Origin of the sequence: Shewanella sp. POL2, assembly GCF_000282755.1 — a bacterium.
Taxonomy (GTDB): domain Bacteria; phylum Pseudomonadota; class Gammaproteobacteria; order Enterobacterales; family Shewanellaceae; genus Shewanella; species Shewanella xiamenensis.
Genome location: NZ_AKZL01000038.1, coordinates 26,401 through 44,241, shown reverse-complemented (window position 1 = coordinate 44,241; position 17,841 = coordinate 26,401). Strand labels below are relative to the sequence as shown.

Below are 17,841 nucleotides of genomic sequence, written 5' to 3'. Positions count from 1 at the left end.
TCAATAATAGTTTCTTGCCTTTGTTGAAATGCCTTATAGCCAATTCCCGCTAATGGCAACAAGTAATAATATTGAAATCAAACGGTTGAGTGAGGTCTGGGGTCTCTTGGTATTGGCGCTTTTGTTGCCTCGATTGACCTGCGGCGTTCGGCTTGCGGCTGTTGATGTGGGGGTTGCTGCCAGTACCGCAACGCCCTCTATTGAAGCGATTACAGCTTTAATTTTGCCGTCATTCTGGACTTCTGTTTGGTATAAAATGCTATCGCCGACTTTCGGTTTTCGCGCCATCTTCTTAAGTACTGAGATATGGATAAACACATCGCGATCACCACTTTTATCGGGCTGAATAAAACCAAATCCCTTTTCATCGTTCCAGCGTACTAAAACGCCTCTCTCCATGAGCATTGATAGTTTCCTTATGAGTTGATTCTGCGCCTAATTGGATTTACTTGCATAAAAGGCTGCCAGCTAAGTTACTCAAGTTACAGCCTTTTGGCAATTTGTATCTGGGTTGCATCGCGATTGATGCACTTTGCTTTGTGCGGGCGATGGCCTCAGTACCTTGTGGTTTATTTGATTTGAAAAACAACTCACCAAACCGTTTTGACTAAATTTTGCGCTAAAAACTTGCCATATTACTGTGTGTCGCATAGTATTTGCTGTGTGCCACATAGTATGTACGGCACAGTGTTAATTATAGGAATTGAGTATGACAAGTTCACAGCTAGTCAAAATGCGGCTCGAGTTACGCCGTGGCGTATTAGTGTTGGCGGTATTGGGATTGTTAAAACAACCCCATTATGGTTATTCGCTTCGCAAACAGTTGCAGGACGGCGGTATCGATATCGACGAGGGAACGCTGTATCCCTTAGTGCGCCGTTTAGCCGAGCAGGGATTGTTAGAAAGTGAGTGGCGACAGGCCGAAGGGCGCGAACGCCGTTACTATCAATTGTCATCATCGGGGGCTGAGCTACTTAGCCAACTAACCGAGGAATGGCAGCAACTTAATGGTGCCTTGGCATTTTTGCTAGGGCAGGTTACCGATGAGAATACTGAGGAAAACTGATATGGAATTAGTTGACCGTTATATTGCCGCTGTGCAACGGGAATTGCCCGAAGATAAACGTCAGGAAATTAGTCGTGAACTCAAAGCCAATATCTGTGATCAATTGGATGCCCTTGCTGAACAAGGTGAGCTGTCGGAATCACAAATCGCCGCAGTGTTAAAGCAAATGGGACATCCGGCACAGGTCGCCTGGCAATTTGTGCCACCAAGCCCCATAGTGGCTAATGAAGATATCTCTTTGTTTAAGTACACCTTGTATATGGTGCTGGGCGTCTTATTTGTATTGCAGGTGATTGGTGGGGCGACCCAATGGCTTGGTGCGACTGAAGGGAGTTTATTAGGATTTCTGCTGCATATTGTCCATGGCTTTATCGGTGATGCTTGCTTTGCATTTACCGTAATTGTGTTGTCATTTTGGAGTTTTTCAATTCAGGGAAAATCAATTTCCGCTGGCTGTAGTAAAGACTGGCAACCGCAACAACTGCCCAAAGTGGTGCCTTCTTGGCAGCAAATCCGCTTTAGTGATGTGTTTTTCGATCTAGCGACTTATCTTTTTTTACTCTTGGTAATTTGGAATAGTGTCTGGATGAGCGCCGAGCAACTGGTGGCACGTTCAGTTATCTTCAGTGTTAATGCACAGCAATTGCTGCAATGGTTTAGCCCCATTATCTTGCTGTCTATTTTCAATAGTCTTTGGCAACTGCGCCGTCAGGTGTGGACGGCAACATTATTGCTAACGAATATGGGGATGAATCTAGCCTATGCGTTATTGCTTGTCTTTCTGGCGTTTAACTCGCCATTGTTACAGGTTCAAGGATCTGACTTAAATGGTCTTTTTACAGTAGAACAGTTAGATAAATGGTTAAGCCATGTCCTGTTGATTACCGCATTATTCCCCACTTATGAATGTATCCGTGATCTGTTGAGGTGGCGAAAGTTAACTGCAAGCTAGAGGCTTAAATCGTGGCGTGATTCGTGGTGAGGGATTATTTGTTTTGCTTACTGCTAATACTTGCTTGCGCTTGTTGCTTGTACAGTTCAAATAAACCCTGCTGCTTCATTTTTTTGAGTTGTGCAGCAAGGTTTATAGCCAGTTGGCTATGGCGCTCGTTTAAATACCCATAGCTTGTGATTGCCTCTAATGTCGCTATCGGTTTTATTAGGCCGTCTTTAAACTCAGGAGTTTGCTGAAGGAGTTGTGAACTTATTTCTGAATCGATGTAGATATCTATCCGGCCGTGAAGTAATTTTCGAAATGAGTTAATGGGTGAAGATGATTCACTAAGCCGCGCTTCTGGTATAAGCGCTGTAAGGATTTGTTCAACCCGCAATATGCCTCGGTAATATTCAACCTTATAGTCTGCTGTGGTTAGTGATTGCCAATCAGTAAGCTTGATATTCGGATTATTACTAAAGGCGATTAAATGTGTTTCGATAATGGGTTCTTCAACCCTAATCACATGTTGTACTTTATCGCCATAGGTGAACACTCTACCGGGTTCGCCATCGACTTTACCTGACTCCAGCATTTTGCTGGCTCGAATTGCGGGTACGAGTTCATAACTAAATTGATAACCCAGTTGGTCTAAGGCATGGCTGTAAATGAGTTCGGCCCATTTAAAGTAAAAGCTATGTTCAGGATCCTCATAAAACGCCATAGTAAATATGGGTTTATCCGTTACACTCGCCGCTGTTGGCGACGGTGTGGTTTCACTCGCTTGGGCGCTTAAGCAAAAGACGATTCCAATTAATATATTGGATATACCCGCAAGGTTCCTAAACGGCATGCTCACTCCCTTTAATATTGACTATATAACCTGAACTCGGGGTAACGAGTGTCGAAAAATCTAAACTCAACAAACTAAATAAATGCTATAAATGATTATTTTGAAAAGAAAAATTTTTTCTGACTGAATGCGCAGATTTTTGCGCATATCAAGGCACTCTGTCGTACGCATAGTGAGCTCTGGTTATATAGAGTATAGCCATCCTAATTCACTGGCTTAGCTTTATTCTCCCTTGTTCTTCGAACGGTGAAAAACCTCAATATCGGCAACAAAATGTGATCTGATGGCGGACAAATTGTCCTTTTGTCAGTAAAAATGTGCGACTCAGCACATAAATTTGACAGATAAATGTTGTTGGCGATTTTTCTCTCACTGGAGTTTGAGCTAGATCCGCTTTTGTGCTGTGAATACAGTGTTAAATCCGCGTCATCAACTCGTTGACTCGGGAAACACTCAATGAAACTAAAACAACACATTTTAAAAACACGGTCAGCTAAAGCCTATTTAACCAGCGTATGTTTATTGCCACTTTGCGGCTTATCGGCCACAGCACTTGCTGATGATCTGGATAAAATCGAGCGTTTAGAAGTGCGTGGCAGGCAAATTAATACCTTAGGCCATAGTACTTCGGCGTCTGAAGGGATTGTGGGGGCGGCGGAGATCGAGAGTCGCCCGCTGCTGCGCACGGGGGAGATCCTTGAGTTTGTCCCCGGGATGATAGTCACTCAGCACAGTGGTTCGGGTAAGGCGAATCAGTATTTTCTACGAGGTTTTAACTTAGACCATGGCACAGATTTTAATACTCGCGTCGAAGGTATGCCGGTCAATATGCGGACTCACGGGCATGGGCAAGGGTATACGGATCGTTAACTTTTTAATCCCCGAGCTGTTAGGGGAAATACGTTATGCCAAAGGAGCTTATTATCCTGAAGTGGCAGACTTTTCTGGCGCGGGTGCGGCGCAAATTCTGCTCGCCGATGAACTCGCTTATCGCCAAGTTGGGGTGACCTTAGGGGAATACGGTTATCAACGGCTGGTGGCGACTCAGGATATGAAGACCGAGGTTGGCCGATTTATTTTAGGAACAGAATTACAGGCTTACGATGGTCCTTGGAGTGATATTAAGGAGGATGTCAGCAAGATCAATGTGGTAGGTCGCTATCTTACCAAGCTTAATGGCGGGGACTTTAGCCTCACTATGATGGCCTACGACAACAGCTGGAATTCGGCGGATCAAATTCCGGCGCGGGCGGTGGAGTCTGGGCTGATTGATTTTTACGGTTCACTCGATACCGATGTGGGCGGAGAGGCCAGTCGTTACAGTATTTCGGCGAATTATGACGCTGGCAACTGGCAGGCCAATGCCTATGCCATTCGCTCGACCATGGATCTGTTTTCAAACTTTACCTACTTCTTAAACGATCCCATCAATGGCGATGAATTTGAGCAGGTCGATGAGCGCACCATTTGGGGCGGCGATATTAAACGCGACTGGCAAATGAGTCTGGCGGGGACACAAATCAATTACAGTCTAGGTGCCGATGTGCGCTACGACGATATTGGTGCCGTGGGTTTATATAACACCAAAGCACGGGAACGCCTCAGCACTGTGAGACTCGATGAAGTGCAGGAACTCTCTACGGGATTGTTTGGCAAGCTGGAGTGGTTGCCTGCTGACCAATGGCGTTTGAATTTAGGCTTGAGATACGACTATTTCGATGTGCAGGTCGATAGTGATAATCCCCTCAACAGCGGCGATGCTTCCGATGGTATGTTGAGCTTAAAGGCGGGCGCTTCCTACCTAGTGAACGATAATCTGGAACTCTATATGAATGCGGGGCAGGGATTGCATTCTAACGATGCCCGCGGCGCAACCATTAAGGTCGACCCAGTCACGGGCGATCCGGTTGAAAAGGTCGATTTGTTAGTGCGATCCAATGGTGGCGAGTTTGGGGTCAAATACTATGATCGCGACTTTATTAACTTCTCTGCCGCGCTTTGGTATTTGGAACTCGACTCTGAACTACTCTTCGTTGGCGATGCGGGCAATACCGAACCAAGCCGCGCCTCTGAGCGTTACGGCGCTGAAATCACGGCCTATTATTGGCTTAACGATGATGTGAGCTTAGATATGGAACTGGCCTGGACTCGTGCCCGTTTTACCGAAAATGAACTCGATGAAGGCAAATATGTCGATGGTGCCGTGCCCTTTGTTGGCAGTGCGGGCATTACCTACCGTCCCGATGGCGATGGTTGGTATACCAGTGTCAGGCTGAGATATTTAGGTGAGCGGATCCTCGATAGTTTTGATGAGCATAAAGCCGATGACACGACTTTAGTTAACCTTGCCCTGGGTTATCAGTTATCGGGCTTCGATACTAAGCTGGAGCTATTGAATATATTTGATAGCAAAGACCACGATATCGATTATTTCTACGAGTCTCGTCTAGCGGGTGAGCCAGCTGAAGGTGTGGAAGACTTGCATTATCATCCCGTTGAGCCGCGTATGGTACGGGTGAGTGTCAGTTATCGTTTCTAACTTGAGTGACCATTGCTAGCGCCAGCCTTACGCTAAGTTTATTCTGCACCTAGGATAAACTTAGCGTTTCTATTCTGTTTAACATCATCATTTCGACATCTAGCTCAAATAAAATATTTTTAAAATCAAGATAGTTAGTCATGTTAGACATTGGGGTTGTAGGCGCTCTTTAAGGGAATACCCTCAAACACTCAATACTAAAATTGGTGATGAATATTAAACGGATCGCTGCCGTTATCTCCTGAAGTTTAATCATGGCATTAGCCACTTCCGTTACCGCTTCTTCTACCAACGAGGTGAATGGCAACGTTTAAGGCAAGCCACTTAACAGCCCAATACCAAGTGAACAATGCTAATAAGGGGCAACGCTGGCAGATGACACTACTAAGAGACGGACAAGATTCTATTATTTAAAGGGATAACACCACCTTTGAACAATAGGCTCCCAATGGCGAGTATTTGCATTATTTCTCCGTTGAAAGTGCTCTGTCACTTAGCGCAAGGGTGACTTTCGGGCGTTAAACATCAAGCACGATCGTGAGCTGTTATACCATGTGATCTCACTGGTATTGCCCGCTGATATAACTAACATTGACCTAAAACACTACTTTATTGAACTAACACAATTACTTTGCTTTGTGGTTTAAAGCGTTATCGAACACGGTCGCAGTGGCTTCTATAAATAGCGAAGGCCATGCCATTGAGGCACAAGACGGCCACGGCAGTCATTCGCACTCATCCGCCATTTGGCATTTTTTGGGAGGGCGCTGCAATAATTTACTATTCCGACCAAGAGCTCGGCGGCTAGAATGAGTAGTATCTAAAGTTGTGTTTGCCCTGTGAGATGAAGCTTGTCCTATGAGCCGTGTGACTCCCGTTGAAAATATCAATTACTGGCGCCATCCCAGTCTCTCGGGCATTGAACTGAGTCAGGCGGAATTTACCCATTTCAGTTTTGATAAACACGTGCATCTGGATTATCACTTAGGCGTGGTGACTCAAGGGGCACAGCAATTTATCAATAAGGGCTGCCATTATCAGCTAGGACGACATGGGCTATCGACCCTCAATCCCGATGAAACCCACGATGGACAAAGCCGCGACGCCGAAGGTTATCGGGTTAAGGTGATGTCGATCCCCGTGGAATATATGAATGGTATCAGCCTAGAGTTAGGGCTGAAGGCCCATTTCTTTAATGCACCTATGGTGGATGACCCCGCGTTATATCAGTACTTTATCCAGTTGCATGATTTGCTTATCCAAGGCCAATGTTCTGAGCTTGCGGCCGAGTCCCATCTGCTGAATTTTATGCAGCTGTTATTAACGCGCCATCCGGCAGGAGTGCTTAAACTTGAGCAGGATAGGGGGCTATCATGGCAGCAGTTAAATCGAATCAAACAGAAAATCCACGATGAACCTTGGCAAAACACTCAGCTTGAAGGTCTAGCCAATGAGGTCAACCTGAGTAAGTTTCAATTTTTAAGGCAGTTTAAACAGGCAACGGGGATGACGCCCCATGCCTACGTTAAGCGGGTGCGATTAGAGTTAGCGAAAAAGTCCTTAACCGATGGCGCACTGGTGGTAGATGTGGCACAGCAGTTAGGCTTTTTCGATCAGAGTCATCTAAATAAGGCGTTTAAGCAGGCTTTTTTACTCTCTCCCGCCCAATTCCAGCGGCGCATGCTTTAATTTGTCTCGGTAAATTAGCGGCGTGCAATTTATTACAATGCAAGCTCTGGCGATTTAGTCATACTGGACTTTCTGTTTTTCTTGTTTTGCGGAGCCGTATTGATGGATGTATCCCTGTTAGTCACTTTAGCTGTTATTCATTGTGTTGCCTTAGTGAGCCCCGGGCCGGATTTTGCCATTATGGTGAAGATTGCCACCTCACAGCCGCGAAACACCGCAATCGCCACGGCGGTCGGGATATCGGCGGCGATTTTAGCCCATACCATTTTGAGTTTAACCGGCGTTAGTTTAGTGATTAAAAGCTCCCATACCTTGTATCTCTTAGTGCAATTGCTGGGCGCTTCGTATTTGGCGTGGATGGGATTTGGCGCACTAAAGGCCGCGGTGGCTTTTTTCAGTAAACCCAAAACCGTATTGAACGGTGAGGGCGCCGATCCTTCTGGATTCACAACGACATCGGAAAACAGCGCTGATATGTCAATGGCGGGCGCGGTCGACGCTTTGTCAGCTAAACAGGGTTTTATGAGAGGGCTTTATACCAATTTATTGAATCCTAAAGCCTTAGTGTTTTTCATAACCTTATTCTCCGCACTGATCACTCCCAGCGTGACGCCCGTGACTAAAGTCGCCGCCGCGCTGTTGTTATTTGTGTTGTCACTGCTGTGGTTTGGCTTTTTGGCGCTGATGCTCTCTAAGGCCAAGGTGCAGCAAAAGCTGCAACGACTGACGCCTATCATCGATGGGGTGATTGGGGTGATCTTTATGTCGGTCGCAGTGGCGATAGTGTCTAGTTTGCTGTTGGCTTAATGAGAACTGAGCGAGGCTGTGATTCGGCTTTTAACACATAGTCTTGGATGGGATTGTTTATGTTTATCCCATCTTAGCTATGCTATCCTTGCCAAGTCTTAATTTGGATGTTTTTGACTTTAAAGGAATAAGCCATGCCTCATGCTCTGTCTTCTCGAACATATTCAGCTATTCTTCGACTTTCGCGCTTAGGGCTTTTTGCAGGCTTGCTGCTGGGGAGTCTAAGCCTTGCGCCACAGGCTTTGGCTGCACTAGAAGCGGAATATGTGCCGCAGGTGCAAGCCTTGATTGATGCGGCCAAGGCGGGTGATCGTCAGGCGATTGCCAAGCAGATTGCTTATCCTCTCAAGCGGGAATATCCGCTCCCCGATATACAAAATCCACAGCAAATGCTGACGAGATTCCAGCAAGTCTTTGATAGCAAGTTGCTGAGTCAAATTGCCAATTCGACCACAGAGAACAACTGGGAGACTATGGGCTGGCGCGGCATTATGCTCGATCACGGCAGTGTTTGGTTGGACTTTGATGGCAAAATCTCGAGCATTAATTATCAAAGCCCAGAGGAAGCCAAATTAAGAGACGAGCTAATCGCGCAGCAAAAATTGATGCTACACGAGAGTGTGCACGAATTTGCTAGCCCAGTACTCGCGTGGGAAACCGCGCGATTTACCATACGTGTCGATGCCATCGATAATAACCAATATCGTTATGCCGCTTGGGCAAAGGGTAAATCCCTGAGCGAGAAACCTGATTTAGTCCTCAAAAAGGGTCAATTGGTGCGCGAGGGTACTGGCGGTAATCATTCCTTCCAGTTTAAAAGTGGTCCCTATCGCTATGTTTGCGATGTGATAGTGCTCAGCGCCGAAGAGAGTCCAGTGGGTAGACTTTATGTTTACAAAAACGATCAATTGCTAGTGCAGGAGCCTGTGATTAAGGCGTTATAGCTTAATTGGTCATTCGCTTAAGGCAATTCCCTGATGCGAATGCCATCGAGGTTGCCTGTAGCTGTCTTTTATCAACACAGGATTTAGGTTTGTTGTGATGATTAATCCCGCCAAAATCGCCGTTTTCGGCACTGCCATAGTGCTGTTGTTTTTACTAACTGAATGTCGCCAAAAAGAGCAAATTCCACTGTGCGGCCATGTCGAAGGTACGCCAATCGATACTAGCTTTGATGGCGGCCTAGACAATAACGACCGCACTCTGGCATCAACCAACTGCTTAAAAATCAAAGCACTTTACGATAAAAGTGATCGCCAAACTAAATGGTTTAGCAGTTCGCCTTCTATCGCTGTGATGAACGCCTTGGGTTACTTAAAACAAGATGATGCCGACAACAGTGGCGATTCCTATGCGATGACATTTAATGTACAGGAGGAATTTGTGTTTGGCCCAAGCCGAGGAGAATATGTGCAGTTTCGTCAGGACGGTAAGGGCGTTATCTTACCCGGCACCGAAGCGGCCAAGGGCAATGAGGCCAAGGTTGGTGTTAACGGTCAGTTTGACCGCTGGTGCCAAAAATTGGCCTCAATCGAGTTTGCTGGTAAAGACAATTGGCGCAGGCCAACGGAGCAGGAGTTAAATACCCTCTATGGGGATGGCGAGAGTCGCGCAGCCTATCAACGTGCGCAGTGGAGCTCGACAATCCCTTCTTGGTCTCGCACAGTGTATGAGACCGAATTCGAGGTCGGCATTATCTCGGTCGCCCCCAGCGGTTATAGTTTTCGCAGTTATGCCAATAGTGCCAAATTTGCTGTTTGTGTCGCCGCGTTTTGACCCGCTAAAGAGAGCTTGAACAAGCTCTCTTCTCGTCTTATTTAATCAACCTTATTTAATCAACTTTATCAGCGCCTTAAATCTATCGCCTTGGGCTTCGTGTTGCAGTTCAAATAATAGTGACTCCACATTGGTCAGCGTGGCTCCCTTGGCGGTCATCATTTGAATGCCCAGTTGTTTATTGTCAACGCTGCGGGAAGAAACTGCATCGGCGACGACATGCACTGAGTAGTGCTGATCGAGCAGATCACGGCAAGTCTGGTATACGCAAACATGGGTTTCTATCCCTGCGAGCAACACCTGTTTCCGCCGAGTTTGGGTTAACGCATTAGCAAATTCATCACAATACCAACCACTAAAGTGTTGCTTGGCAATGGGTGAGCCGGTTTTTTCGAGTAAGGTTTTTAACTCTTCAGTGGTCGAGCCTAGTTTGGCGGGTAATTGTTCGAGCCAAAGGATAGGAATTTCAAACAGCTGCGCGCCTTGGATGAGTGTACTCAACTGCTGATGAAGCTTGGCTGAGTTATCCATGATCTGAGCGAGCTTTCCCTGCACATCGACGATAACGAGTACACATTCTTCGGGTTTTAACATCGGGTATTCCTTCTGCGCGGGTGGAATAAAGGCATCGTTTAGCGTTTGCTCTGCTTATTTTGTGAATTGTGTGTTTTTTACACTGTTAGTAAACCCTAATTGAGCAGCCTCACCAATAGGGCAAAAGTCGAATATGCCGTGCACTTAAATTGCTCACTAAAAGAGTGCGCTGCCTCGACGCTTGCACAAGTCTGGTGCATTTTTAATCGGTTAATTCAAGTGTATTCTTTATTATTTCTTTTAAATCAATTAATTAAAATTATGGCCTAATGATTGAATTATCTTGGCTACAAGTTAATAACAATCGCGTTTTTTTGGAGGTCAGGATGAAACTAGTCAGCGCTATCATCAAGCCATTTAAATTGGATGATGTCCGTGAAGCTATCGCCGGAATTGGTATTGAGGGGATGACGGTGACCGAGGTTAAAGGTTTTGGCCGTCAAAAGGGGCACACAGAGTTGTACCGTGGCGCTGAGTATCAGGTGGATTTTTTGCCAAAAGTCAAACTAGAAATTGCCACTAAAGCAGAAAATCTCGACATGCTGATTGAGGCGATTACCACTGCGGCTCATACGGGAAAAATTGGTGACGGCAAGATTTTCGTTATCGACTTAGAACATGCCATCCGTATTCGTACGGGTGAACTCGACACTGAAGCGCTATAGGGGGCGGAAGATGGAAGAACTAACAAAATTAGGCGTGACAGTCTCTGAACTGCGCTTTGCACTCGACACCTTTTATTTTTTGATTTCTGGCGCCTTAGTTATGTGGATGGCAGCGGGTTTTGCCATGCTCGAAGCTGGCTTGGTACGCTCTAAAAATACCACCGAAATTTTAACTAAAAACGTGGTGTTATATGCGATTGCCTGTGTGATGTATCTATTGGTTGGCTACAACATTATGTATGTCGACAATGCTGAAGGTGGCTGGTTGCCTTCACTCGGTACGCTGATTGGCTCACAAGCTAGCGATGCAAACCATGCCTTAGAATCAGACTTCTTCTTCCAAGTGGTGTTTGTGGCAACGGCGATGTCGATTGTCTCTGGCGCCGTCGCTGAACGGATGAAGTTATGGGCTTTCCTGTTCTTCTCCGTGGTGATGACAGGCATTATCTACCCTGTAGAAGGCTACTGGACTTGGGGTAAAGGCTTTATCTCTAGCTTAGGCTTTGTGGACTTTGCGGGTAGCGGGATTGTGCACATGACAGGTGCTGCGGCGGCTATCGCTGGGGTGTTACTGCTCGGTGCTCGTAAGGGCAAATATGGCCCTAACGGCCAAGTCAACCCAATCCCAGGCTCTAACCTGCCAATGGCGACCTTAGGGATGTTTATTCTATGGATGGGCTGGTTTGGTTTCAACGGTGGCTCACAGTTGATGGTTTCAGATGCGGCTAACGCTAGCTCTGTCGCTAAAGTCTTTGTGAACACCAACACTGCGGCCGCTTTTGGTGCTATTTCTGCCCTCGTTGTGTGCAAAATGATTTGGGGTAAAGCTGATTTGACCATGATCCTCAACGGTATTCTGGCGGGCTTAGTGGCAATTACCGCCGATCCGCTGTCGCCTTCACTGCTGATGGCGGGTGTGATTGGCCTTGTTGCCGGTGGCTTAGTGGTGTTCTCTATCGTGGGTTTGGACAGAATTAAGATTGATGACCCAGTCGGCGCAATCTCTGTACACGGCGTAGCGGGTTTCCTCGGTTTAATGTGTGTGCCGTTATCAAATGCCGACGCTACTATCACGGCGCAATTAACGGGTGCAGCGATTATCTTCGCATGGGTATTTAGCGCGTCGTTTGCGGTGTGGTTTGTACTGAAGATGACCATGGGTATCCGTGTTTCTGAGGAAGAAGAATATAACGGTATGGATGCATCTGACTGTGGTATCGATGCTTACCCAGAGTTTGTAACTGTAAAAAGTGCGGGCTAACTCGCGCTGATACACTTGATGCCTCTAAGGGATAAGAGGATAGTAAAGCAGAGCCAAGTGCTCTGCTTTTTTTATGGGTCTTCGACTGTCATGCTGATACCACAAGGAGCGAATGATGCGCTTAATCTTTGATTCCACTGGACAACTCAGACGCACCTGTTTGTTTGGGGGTATTCTGAGTGCTCTCTTAGCCTTGCCCACTTTTGCGGGGCAAGTTGTGGTGACTCGCTCGGATAAGCCTTTCGATGCTTTTGCTGTTCGCGACCAAGTGCTGAAAGATAATGAATGGCAGGAGTCTTTGAGAAGACAGGAGCAAATTCAAATTCTGCAAGCCTTGCCCCTTGGGTGTATCGTGCAGATGCAGCCATACCGTTACTTTCGCTGTGGCCAAGATAACTATCGTCCTTACCGTTATCAGCAGCAGGATGTGTATATCAAGGTTGACCCTCCGGCGCAGCGTTAACTCTCAAACTGCCGCAATCCTATGCGACAGGTCGTTATTTTTTGTAACCATTTAATGACGTCTTTTTGGCCAAGTGTAATAAGCTCAAATAGGAGCCTTATGGTCTGGGGGACGTATCATGATACAACTGCGCACCATCTCTAGCGGTATATTCTACTCATTATTACTTTTACTATTATTGGGTTGCAGCTCGACAGCTCCCAAACCTAGTGATAATGAGATAGATGCCCTGTTTGCCGATTCGTTGTTTACACCGGTTAATAATATTCCTCGCGTCGAGGATATTTTTAGTCTTCCGCCCTCTGTGATAGCCGATGTCCGGCGTGCCTACGATCGCTATAGCTTCTCGACGAAAAATCCCGTCGCGGTGCACGAATGGTTAGCCAGTTATATCAATGCTAACCAAGATGGTGGCCACAGCGACTTTCACTATCAAGATAATCTGACTCAAACAGCCAGCGAAACCTTCGCCCAGCGTGCGGGAAATTGTATGTCGTTGGTGGTCATGACATCGGCGCTAGCGGATATTTTTAAGATTGGCACTGAGTTTCAGGATATTGCGATTGAACCCGTTTGGGATAAACAGGGAGAGTTTTATCTGATCAATGGCCATGTCAATCTACGCTTGCTACCCGCTTCAAGCGTGCATGCAGTTTATGTGTCGACCCATGCCATTTTGGTCGACTTTATGCCCGAGCGCGCCCTGCGAGGCTACAACAAAGTGCAAATCAATCGCCAGACCTTAACGACTATGTTTTACAACAATATGGCCGCCGAATCTTTAGTCGAAGGCGATTTAGACCGCGCCTATGCGCTGATTAAAGCGGGTTTAAAATCTGGACACTTTATCCCTGCACTCAACACTTTAGCCGTGATTTATCGCCACAAGGGCGATGAGCAACGTGCAGAGCAAGTTTATCGCTACGCCCTTAAGTTTGATGCTAGCGATATGACGACCCTCTATAACTTAGCGGTGATCTTAGGTGAACAGGGGCGTTTAGATGAGTGGGCACAGATCCATAAAGTGCTTGAATTAGCGCGCATTCGTAACCCTTATTACTACTATGATATGGGCGAGCAGGCCTACGATGAGCATCAATACCGTGAGGCGCTCGCTTGGTATCAAAGGGCGGTCGATAAGGCCGATTATCGCCATGAGTTTTTCTTTGGTCTGTCACGCACCTATTGGGCGCTGGGTGATGAAAAACGCGCTAAACAGAATATGGAAAAGGCGGTGGCATTGAGCCGCGAAGCCACAGATAAGCATCGTTATCAGGCCAAGTTACAGGCCATGCAGCAACACTAAATTCTTAACTCAACCTCCTTTGTTTGTGCTTAATACCTGATAAAGGAGGTTTTTTATTTCCGCTTTCATCACCGCTTGCTTCCAACCCCAACACTTGCTTGGCTTTAGTTTGCATATCACATTGAAATATTTGGATTTGTACTTTTTAAAAATATGTTAAAACAAGATGTTATAGCTGATTTTTTGAAATGGAGACAACTTGGTTGCATTAGCGGCTCAGACTGGATAAATTGAATTCAGTATTGCAGTCGAGATCCCTATTGCAGCGATAAAAATAGCCTAAACATGAGAGTTGGAGCAGTAAATTATGTATTACCAAAATGATGACGTTCGCATTAATGAAGTCAAAGAGTTACTTCCACCGATTGCGATTCTTGAACGATTTCCTGCTTCCGAAAACGCTGCTGCAACTGTGTTTAACGCCCGCCAAAGCATCCATAACATTCTTGCTCGTCAAGATGATCGTTTGTTAGTCGTTATTGGCCCTTGCTCTATTCATGATCCTAAAGCCGCATTGGAATATGGCCAGCGACTGGTTGCGCTAAGAGAACGTTATCAAGATCAGCTCGAAGTGGTGATGCGTGTGTATTTTGAAAAACCGCGTACCACAGTGGGTTGGAAGGGCCTCATTAACGATCCTTATATGGATAACAGCTTCAAACTGAACGATGGTTTGCGTACTGCGCGTAAACTTTTAGTCGATTTGAATGACTCTGGCATGCCGACCGCGGGTGAGTTTCTCGATATGATTACCCCGCAGTATGTGGCGGATATGATGTGTTGGGGCGCCATTGGTGCACGCACTACGGAATCACAAGTACATCGCGAGTTGGCCTCGGGGTTATCTTGTCCAGTAGGCTTTAAAAATGGTACCGACGGCACGATTAAGGTGGCGATTGATGCCATTGGCGCCGCGAATGCGCCGCACCACTTTTTATCAGTAACTAAATTTGGCCATTCGGCGATTGTGTCGACCAAAGGTAATCCTGATTGTCATATCATTTTGCGTGGCGGCCGTGAGCCAAATTATAGCGCAGGCCATGTGGCGCAAATCAGCGAGCAGTTGAAAAAGGCTAAGCTAGTCGACAACATCATGATCGACTTTAGCCACGCCAACAGCAGTAAACAATATCAACGTCAAATGCAGGTTGCGAACGAGGTTGCTGAGCAAATAGCGGCGGGTAATAAGGCAATTTTCGGTGTGATGGTTGAAAGTCACTTAGTCGAGGGACGCCAAGATCTGATCGAAGGTCAAGCCTTATGTTATGGTCAGAGTGTCACCGATGCTTGTATTGGCTGGGAAGATACGGAACGTTTGTTAGCGGTGTTAAATCAGAGTGTAATTGAGCGTCGTCAGCGCGATTAATACGCATAAAGATCAAAAACAAAGGCGCTATCCCAGCGCCTTTATTTTTATTATTTTTTGCTCATTTCGGCTAAATATTCGTTCGCTTTGGCTAAGCTACCAAAAGCGGCAATCAGGTTATTTCGGCCTTTGTCCTGAATTTCTGGATTCCCTGACTCGATCATCATCCACACCCAAGTTTGGATCAGTGGTAACGGCGGGTATTGAACTTTGGCTGAATCCAACATAAAGCATCCTTCGATCTTGATTTATTTGAGTTATCTTAGTGTTATCGCAAAACGAGTACAGAGCATATTGCTTCGCTCGCTGCTGCGGCCAGAGGTTTGCAAATCCTGCTGCTAGTGAACTTAAGTCCATGGGGCATTTTGGGTAAAACCGGCAAAATAATCAACACTCCAATCCATGTTATCGCAGCCTATTTTAGCGTTCATTATTCGGATAAAACCTTGCAACTATGGCATTTCTTATCGTTAATAAGCCCTTAGTGATTTCTCCTAGGGTAAGTCGTTAGTGTGACATTTTTATATCGAGGCACTTCTATGCGGATATCTAATTAAAGACGTCTCATTACTTCAGTACTGGCAGCTGGTATAAGTGGTAATTGTGCCAAGTGATAAGTGGTTTGTCTGTCAGAAAAATCTGATTGATTTTATTAAAACTTTATCCTTTGATTCACTTTATTATTCGCCATGCTGTTACAATTGACCGACTTAGGCAAAGGTTTAGATATATGCGTCCAACACTGTACTTTGAAGGTCCCATCGATAAGCTCAATTGGCATGTGATTAAATTGCTCTGGCCCTATTTGCTTGAATATAAGGGGCGTGTGGCATTGGCGATGTCTTGCCTTATTGTTGCTAAGCTTGCTAGTGTCGGTTTGCCGTTTATTCTCAAAGATATAGTCGATACTTTAGATGTTAATAAAACAGCGCAGGCCTTGAGTGTGCCTATCGGCTTAGTATTGGCCTATGGCGCAGTACGACTGTTAACTGCCATTACGGGGGAAATCCGCGATACCTTATTTGGTCGAGTAACAGAGCGGGCTATTCGGCGTTTAGGCCTTGCGGTGTTTGATCACCTACATCGACTCGATTTGGATTTTCACCTACAGCGACGCACGGGCGGTTTATCGCGAGACATTGAACGTGGCACCAGTGGTGTGAGCTTTTTGATGCGTTTTATGGTGTTTAACATAGTGCCGACGCTGTTAGAAATTGCCATGGTCATTGGCATTTTCTTTTTTAATTATGGACTTGCCTTTGCAGCTATCACTTTTACCTCCGTGATGGCCTACATTTGGTTTTCGGTCATTGCTACCGAGTGGCGTACCGAATATGTGCGCGATGCCGCCAAGGCCGACTCCCTCTCGAATACCCGCGCTATCGACAGTCTGCTGAATTATGAAACCGTGAAGTATTTTAATAACGAGAAATATGAATCGGATAGATACGATCAGGCCCTAGAACAATGGGAAGTCGCTAAGCGTAAGAATCGTTTATCGCTTTTTGCCCTCAACGGCGGGCAGGCGCTGATTATTGCCTTAGCGATGACGGCGATGATGGCGTTAGCGGCTTATAAAGTGACCAACAATGAAATGACCATAGGTGACTTTGTGCTGATCAATGCTTTTATGATGCAGCTCTTTATGCCGCTAAACTTCTTGGGATTTGTCTACCGTGAAATCCGTGGCGCTTTAGCCAATATCGAGCGGATGTTCAGTTTGCTGGATAAACACCCTAGTATTATAGATAAACCTGATGCATTAGATTTTCACCCTTCCCGTGGCGAGCTCAGTTTTGAGCAGGTCAGTTTTAACTATGATGACAGACCCATACTGCGTAATGTTAGTTTTAAAGTTGCAGCGGGTAAAAAGGTCGCTGTGGTTGGGGATAGCGGTGCGGGAAAATCCACATTAATCAAACTATTGTTCCGCTTTTACGATGTAGAGCAAGGACGTATTTTGATTGATGGACACGACATTCGCCAGTTAACACAAGATGCGCTTCGCAGAGCGATTGCGATAGTGCCACAAGATACAGTGTTATTTAATGATTCTTTAGTTGAGAACATTCGTTATGGTCGCCCTGATGCGAGTGATGACGAAGTGCGCGATGCTATTAAACTCGCTCATTTAGAAGATTTTATTGCTTCACTTTCACAGGGTTGGGATACCAAAGTGGGTGAGCGGGGATTAAAACTTTCAGGTGGCGAGAAACAACGAGTTGCGATTGCTCGCGCGATCTTAAAAGGATCGCCAGTGTTAGTATTTGATGAGGCGACTTCATCCCTCGATAGTCGCTCCGAGCAGGCTATTTTAACGGCCCTTCGCGAGGTGGCCAAAGGACACACCAGCTTAGTGGTTGCACATCGATTATCGACTATTGTTGATGCTGATCAGATTGTTGTTTTAAGCAAAGGCGAAATTGTTGAGCAGGGACATCATACAGCATTATTAGCCCAGGACGGCCTTTACGCTAAGTTGTGGCGGATACAAAATGAACAACAACAGCTCTTGGTGTAAT

17 protein-coding genes and 1 pseudogene are annotated in these 17,841 nt (G+C 46.0%); 14 read left to right on the top strand and 4 right to left on the bottom strand.

Annotated elements, in window-relative coordinates; genetic code table 11:
* A pseudogene (locus SHEWPOL2_RS23195) lies at positions 1-405 on the bottom strand (cold shock domain-containing protein); the annotation flags it as partial.
* A gap of 304 nt (positions 406-709) precedes the next feature.
* Here SHEWPOL2_RS23195 and SHEWPOL2_RS12005 point away from each other — a divergent pair.
* Both SHEWPOL2_RS12005 and SHEWPOL2_RS12000 read left to right on the top strand, forming a co-directional pair.
* Positions 710-1,066, top strand: a complete 357-nt coding sequence (locus SHEWPOL2_RS12005; protein WP_037414271.1) for a helix-turn-helix transcriptional regulator — start codon at positions 710-712, stop codon at positions 1,064-1,066.
* Position 1,067: 1 nt separating this feature from the next.
* Positions 1,068-2,018: a hypothetical protein gene (locus tag SHEWPOL2_RS12000; protein ID WP_037428518.1), complete on the top strand. Its 951-nt coding sequence runs from the start codon at positions 1,068-1,070 to the stop codon at positions 2,016-2,018.
* 34 nt (positions 2,019-2,052) lie between these two features.
* Here the strand turns inward: SHEWPOL2_RS12000 and SHEWPOL2_RS11995 are convergent, their stop codons facing one another.
* Positions 2,053-2,853 carry a hypothetical protein gene (locus SHEWPOL2_RS11995; protein ID WP_037428515.1) on the bottom strand — a complete coding sequence of 267 codons (801 nt, stop codon included), beginning with the start codon at positions 2,851-2,853 and terminating at the stop codon, positions 2,053-2,055.
* 456 nt (positions 2,854-3,309) lie between these two features.
* On the opposite strand from SHEWPOL2_RS11995, the gene SHEWPOL2_RS23190 reads away from it, so the two are divergent.
* The 6 genes from SHEWPOL2_RS23190 to SHEWPOL2_RS11970 all read left to right on the top strand — a co-directional run bounded on the left by SHEWPOL2_RS23190 (position 3,310) and on the right by SHEWPOL2_RS11970 (position 9,664).
* Positions 3,310-3,723: a Plug domain-containing protein gene (locus SHEWPOL2_RS23190; protein ID WP_239642760.1), complete on the top strand. Its 414-nt coding sequence runs from the start codon at positions 3,310-3,312 to the stop codon at positions 3,721-3,723.
* Positions 3,698-5,392, top strand: a complete 1,695-nt coding sequence (locus SHEWPOL2_RS11990) for a TonB-dependent receptor (RefSeq protein WP_239642759.1) — start codon at positions 3,698-3,700, stop codon at positions 5,390-5,392. Before SHEWPOL2_RS23190 ends, SHEWPOL2_RS11990 begins: the two co-directional genes overlap by 26 nt.
* A gap of 858 nt (positions 5,393-6,250) precedes the next feature.
* Positions 6,251-7,081 (top strand): AraC family transcriptional regulator, encoded by an 831-nt coding sequence (locus SHEWPOL2_RS11985; RefSeq protein WP_037428512.1) that lies wholly within the window; start codon positions 6,251-6,253, stop codon positions 7,079-7,081.
* A 102-nt stretch (positions 7,082-7,183) separates the two neighbouring features.
* The gene (locus SHEWPOL2_RS11980; RefSeq protein WP_037428509.1) at positions 7,184-7,888 is read left to right on the top strand and encodes a LysE family transporter; all 705 of its coding nucleotides are present in this window, start codon (positions 7,184-7,186) and stop codon (positions 7,886-7,888) included.
* 134 nt (positions 7,889-8,022) lie between these two features.
* Entirely contained in the window at positions 8,023-8,832 is an 810-nt protein-coding gene (locus SHEWPOL2_RS11975; RefSeq protein WP_037428507.1) for a hypothetical protein, read from the top strand.
* A 97-nt stretch (positions 8,833-8,929) separates the two neighbouring features.
* Positions 8,930-9,664 (top strand): DUF1566 domain-containing protein, encoded by a 735-nt coding sequence (locus SHEWPOL2_RS11970; protein WP_037428504.1) that lies wholly within the window; start codon positions 8,930-8,932, stop codon positions 9,662-9,664.
* A gap of 51 nt (positions 9,665-9,715) precedes the next feature.
* Here the strand turns inward: SHEWPOL2_RS11970 and SHEWPOL2_RS11965 are convergent, their stop codons facing one another.
* On the bottom strand, positions 9,716-10,258 hold the full coding sequence (locus SHEWPOL2_RS11965; protein ID WP_037414286.1) for a hydrolase: 543 nt from the start codon (positions 10,256-10,258) through the stop codon (positions 9,716-9,718).
* A 326-nt stretch (positions 10,259-10,584) separates the two neighbouring features.
* Between SHEWPOL2_RS11965 and SHEWPOL2_RS11960 the strand changes: the two genes are divergently transcribed.
* The 5 genes from SHEWPOL2_RS11960 (at position 10,585) to aroG (ending at position 15,319) form a co-directional block, all read left to right on the top strand.
* Positions 10,585-10,923 (top strand): P-II family nitrogen regulator, encoded by a 339-nt coding sequence (locus SHEWPOL2_RS11960; RefSeq protein ID WP_011071066.1) that lies wholly within the window; start codon positions 10,585-10,587, stop codon positions 10,921-10,923.
* A gap of 10 nt (positions 10,924-10,933) precedes the next feature.
* Positions 10,934-12,184: an ammonium transporter gene (locus tag SHEWPOL2_RS11955; protein ID WP_037414289.1), complete on the top strand. Its 1,251-nt coding sequence runs from the start codon at positions 10,934-10,936 to the stop codon at positions 12,182-12,184.
* Between the two features lie 115 nt (positions 12,185-12,299).
* Positions 12,300-12,647, top strand: coding sequence for a hypothetical protein (locus SHEWPOL2_RS11950; RefSeq protein ID WP_037428501.1), 348 nt, complete (start codon positions 12,300-12,302; stop codon positions 12,645-12,647).
* 118 nt (positions 12,648-12,765) lie between these two features.
* A complete protein-coding gene (locus tag SHEWPOL2_RS11945; protein WP_037428499.1) occupies positions 12,766-13,953 on the top strand; it encodes a hypothetical protein in 1,188 nt (395 codons plus the stop codon).
* Between the two features lie 307 nt (positions 13,954-14,260).
* Complete coding sequence (gene aroG, locus SHEWPOL2_RS11940; RefSeq protein WP_037414295.1) at positions 14,261-15,319, top strand: 3-deoxy-7-phosphoheptulonate synthase AroG; 1,059 nt, start codon at positions 14,261-14,263, stop codon at positions 15,317-15,319.
* Between the two features lie 50 nt (positions 15,320-15,369).
* On the opposite strand, the gene SHEWPOL2_RS22725 is transcribed toward aroG, so the two are convergent.
* On the bottom strand, positions 15,370-15,546 hold the full coding sequence (locus SHEWPOL2_RS22725) for a hypothetical protein (protein WP_011624090.1): 177 nt from the start codon (positions 15,544-15,546) through the stop codon (positions 15,370-15,372).
* A gap of 503 nt (positions 15,547-16,049) precedes the next feature.
* Between SHEWPOL2_RS22725 and SHEWPOL2_RS11930 the strand changes: the two genes are divergently transcribed.
* Positions 16,050-17,840, top strand: a complete 1,791-nt coding sequence (locus SHEWPOL2_RS11930) for an ABC transporter ATP-binding protein/permease (RefSeq protein WP_037428496.1) — start codon at positions 16,050-16,052, stop codon at positions 17,838-17,840.
* The last annotated feature ends 1 nt before the right edge of the window (position 17,841 follow it).

Coding starts and splice junctions, on each gene's coding strand:
- SHEWPOL2_RS12005 (WP_037414271.1), top strand. CDS start 710: ATGACAAGTTCACAGCTAGTCAAAATGCGGCTCGAGTTACGCCGTGGC.
- SHEWPOL2_RS12000 (WP_037428518.1), top strand. CDS start 1,068: ATGGAATTAGTTGACCGTTATATTGCCGCTGTGCAACGGGAATTGCCC.
- SHEWPOL2_RS11995 (WP_037428515.1), bottom strand. CDS start 2,853: ATGCCGTTTAGGAACCTTGCGGGTATATCCAATATATTAATTGGAATC.
- SHEWPOL2_RS23190 (WP_239642760.1), top strand. CDS start 3,310: ATGAAACTAAAACAACACATTTTAAAAACACGGTCAGCTAAAGCCTAT.
- SHEWPOL2_RS11990 (WP_239642759.1), top strand. CDS start 3,698: ATGGGCAAGGGTATACGGATCGTTAACTTTTTAATCCCCGAGCTGTTA.
- SHEWPOL2_RS11985 (WP_037428512.1), top strand. CDS start 6,251: ATGAGCCGTGTGACTCCCGTTGAAAATATCAATTACTGGCGCCATCCC.
- SHEWPOL2_RS11980 (WP_037428509.1), top strand. CDS start 7,184: ATGGATGTATCCCTGTTAGTCACTTTAGCTGTTATTCATTGTGTTGCC.
- SHEWPOL2_RS11975 (WP_037428507.1), top strand. CDS start 8,023: ATGCCTCATGCTCTGTCTTCTCGAACATATTCAGCTATTCTTCGACTT.
- SHEWPOL2_RS11970 (WP_037428504.1), top strand. CDS start 8,930: ATGATTAATCCCGCCAAAATCGCCGTTTTCGGCACTGCCATAGTGCTG.
- SHEWPOL2_RS11965 (WP_037414286.1), bottom strand. CDS start 10,258: ATGTTAAAACCCGAAGAATGTGTACTCGTTATCGTCGATGTGCAGGGA.
- SHEWPOL2_RS11960 (WP_011071066.1), top strand. CDS start 10,585: ATGAAACTAGTCAGCGCTATCATCAAGCCATTTAAATTGGATGATGTC.
- SHEWPOL2_RS11955 (WP_037414289.1), top strand. CDS start 10,934: ATGGAAGAACTAACAAAATTAGGCGTGACAGTCTCTGAACTGCGCTTT.
- SHEWPOL2_RS11950 (WP_037428501.1), top strand. CDS start 12,300: ATGCGCTTAATCTTTGATTCCACTGGACAACTCAGACGCACCTGTTTG.
- SHEWPOL2_RS11945 (WP_037428499.1), top strand. CDS start 12,766: ATGATACAACTGCGCACCATCTCTAGCGGTATATTCTACTCATTATTA.
- aroG (WP_037414295.1), top strand. CDS start 14,261: ATGTATTACCAAAATGATGACGTTCGCATTAATGAAGTCAAAGAGTTA.
- SHEWPOL2_RS22725 (WP_011624090.1), bottom strand. CDS start 15,546: ATGTTGGATTCAGCCAAAGTTCAATACCCGCCGTTACCACTGATCCAA.
- SHEWPOL2_RS11930 (WP_037428496.1), top strand. CDS start 16,050: ATGCGTCCAACACTGTACTTTGAAGGTCCCATCGATAAGCTCAATTGG.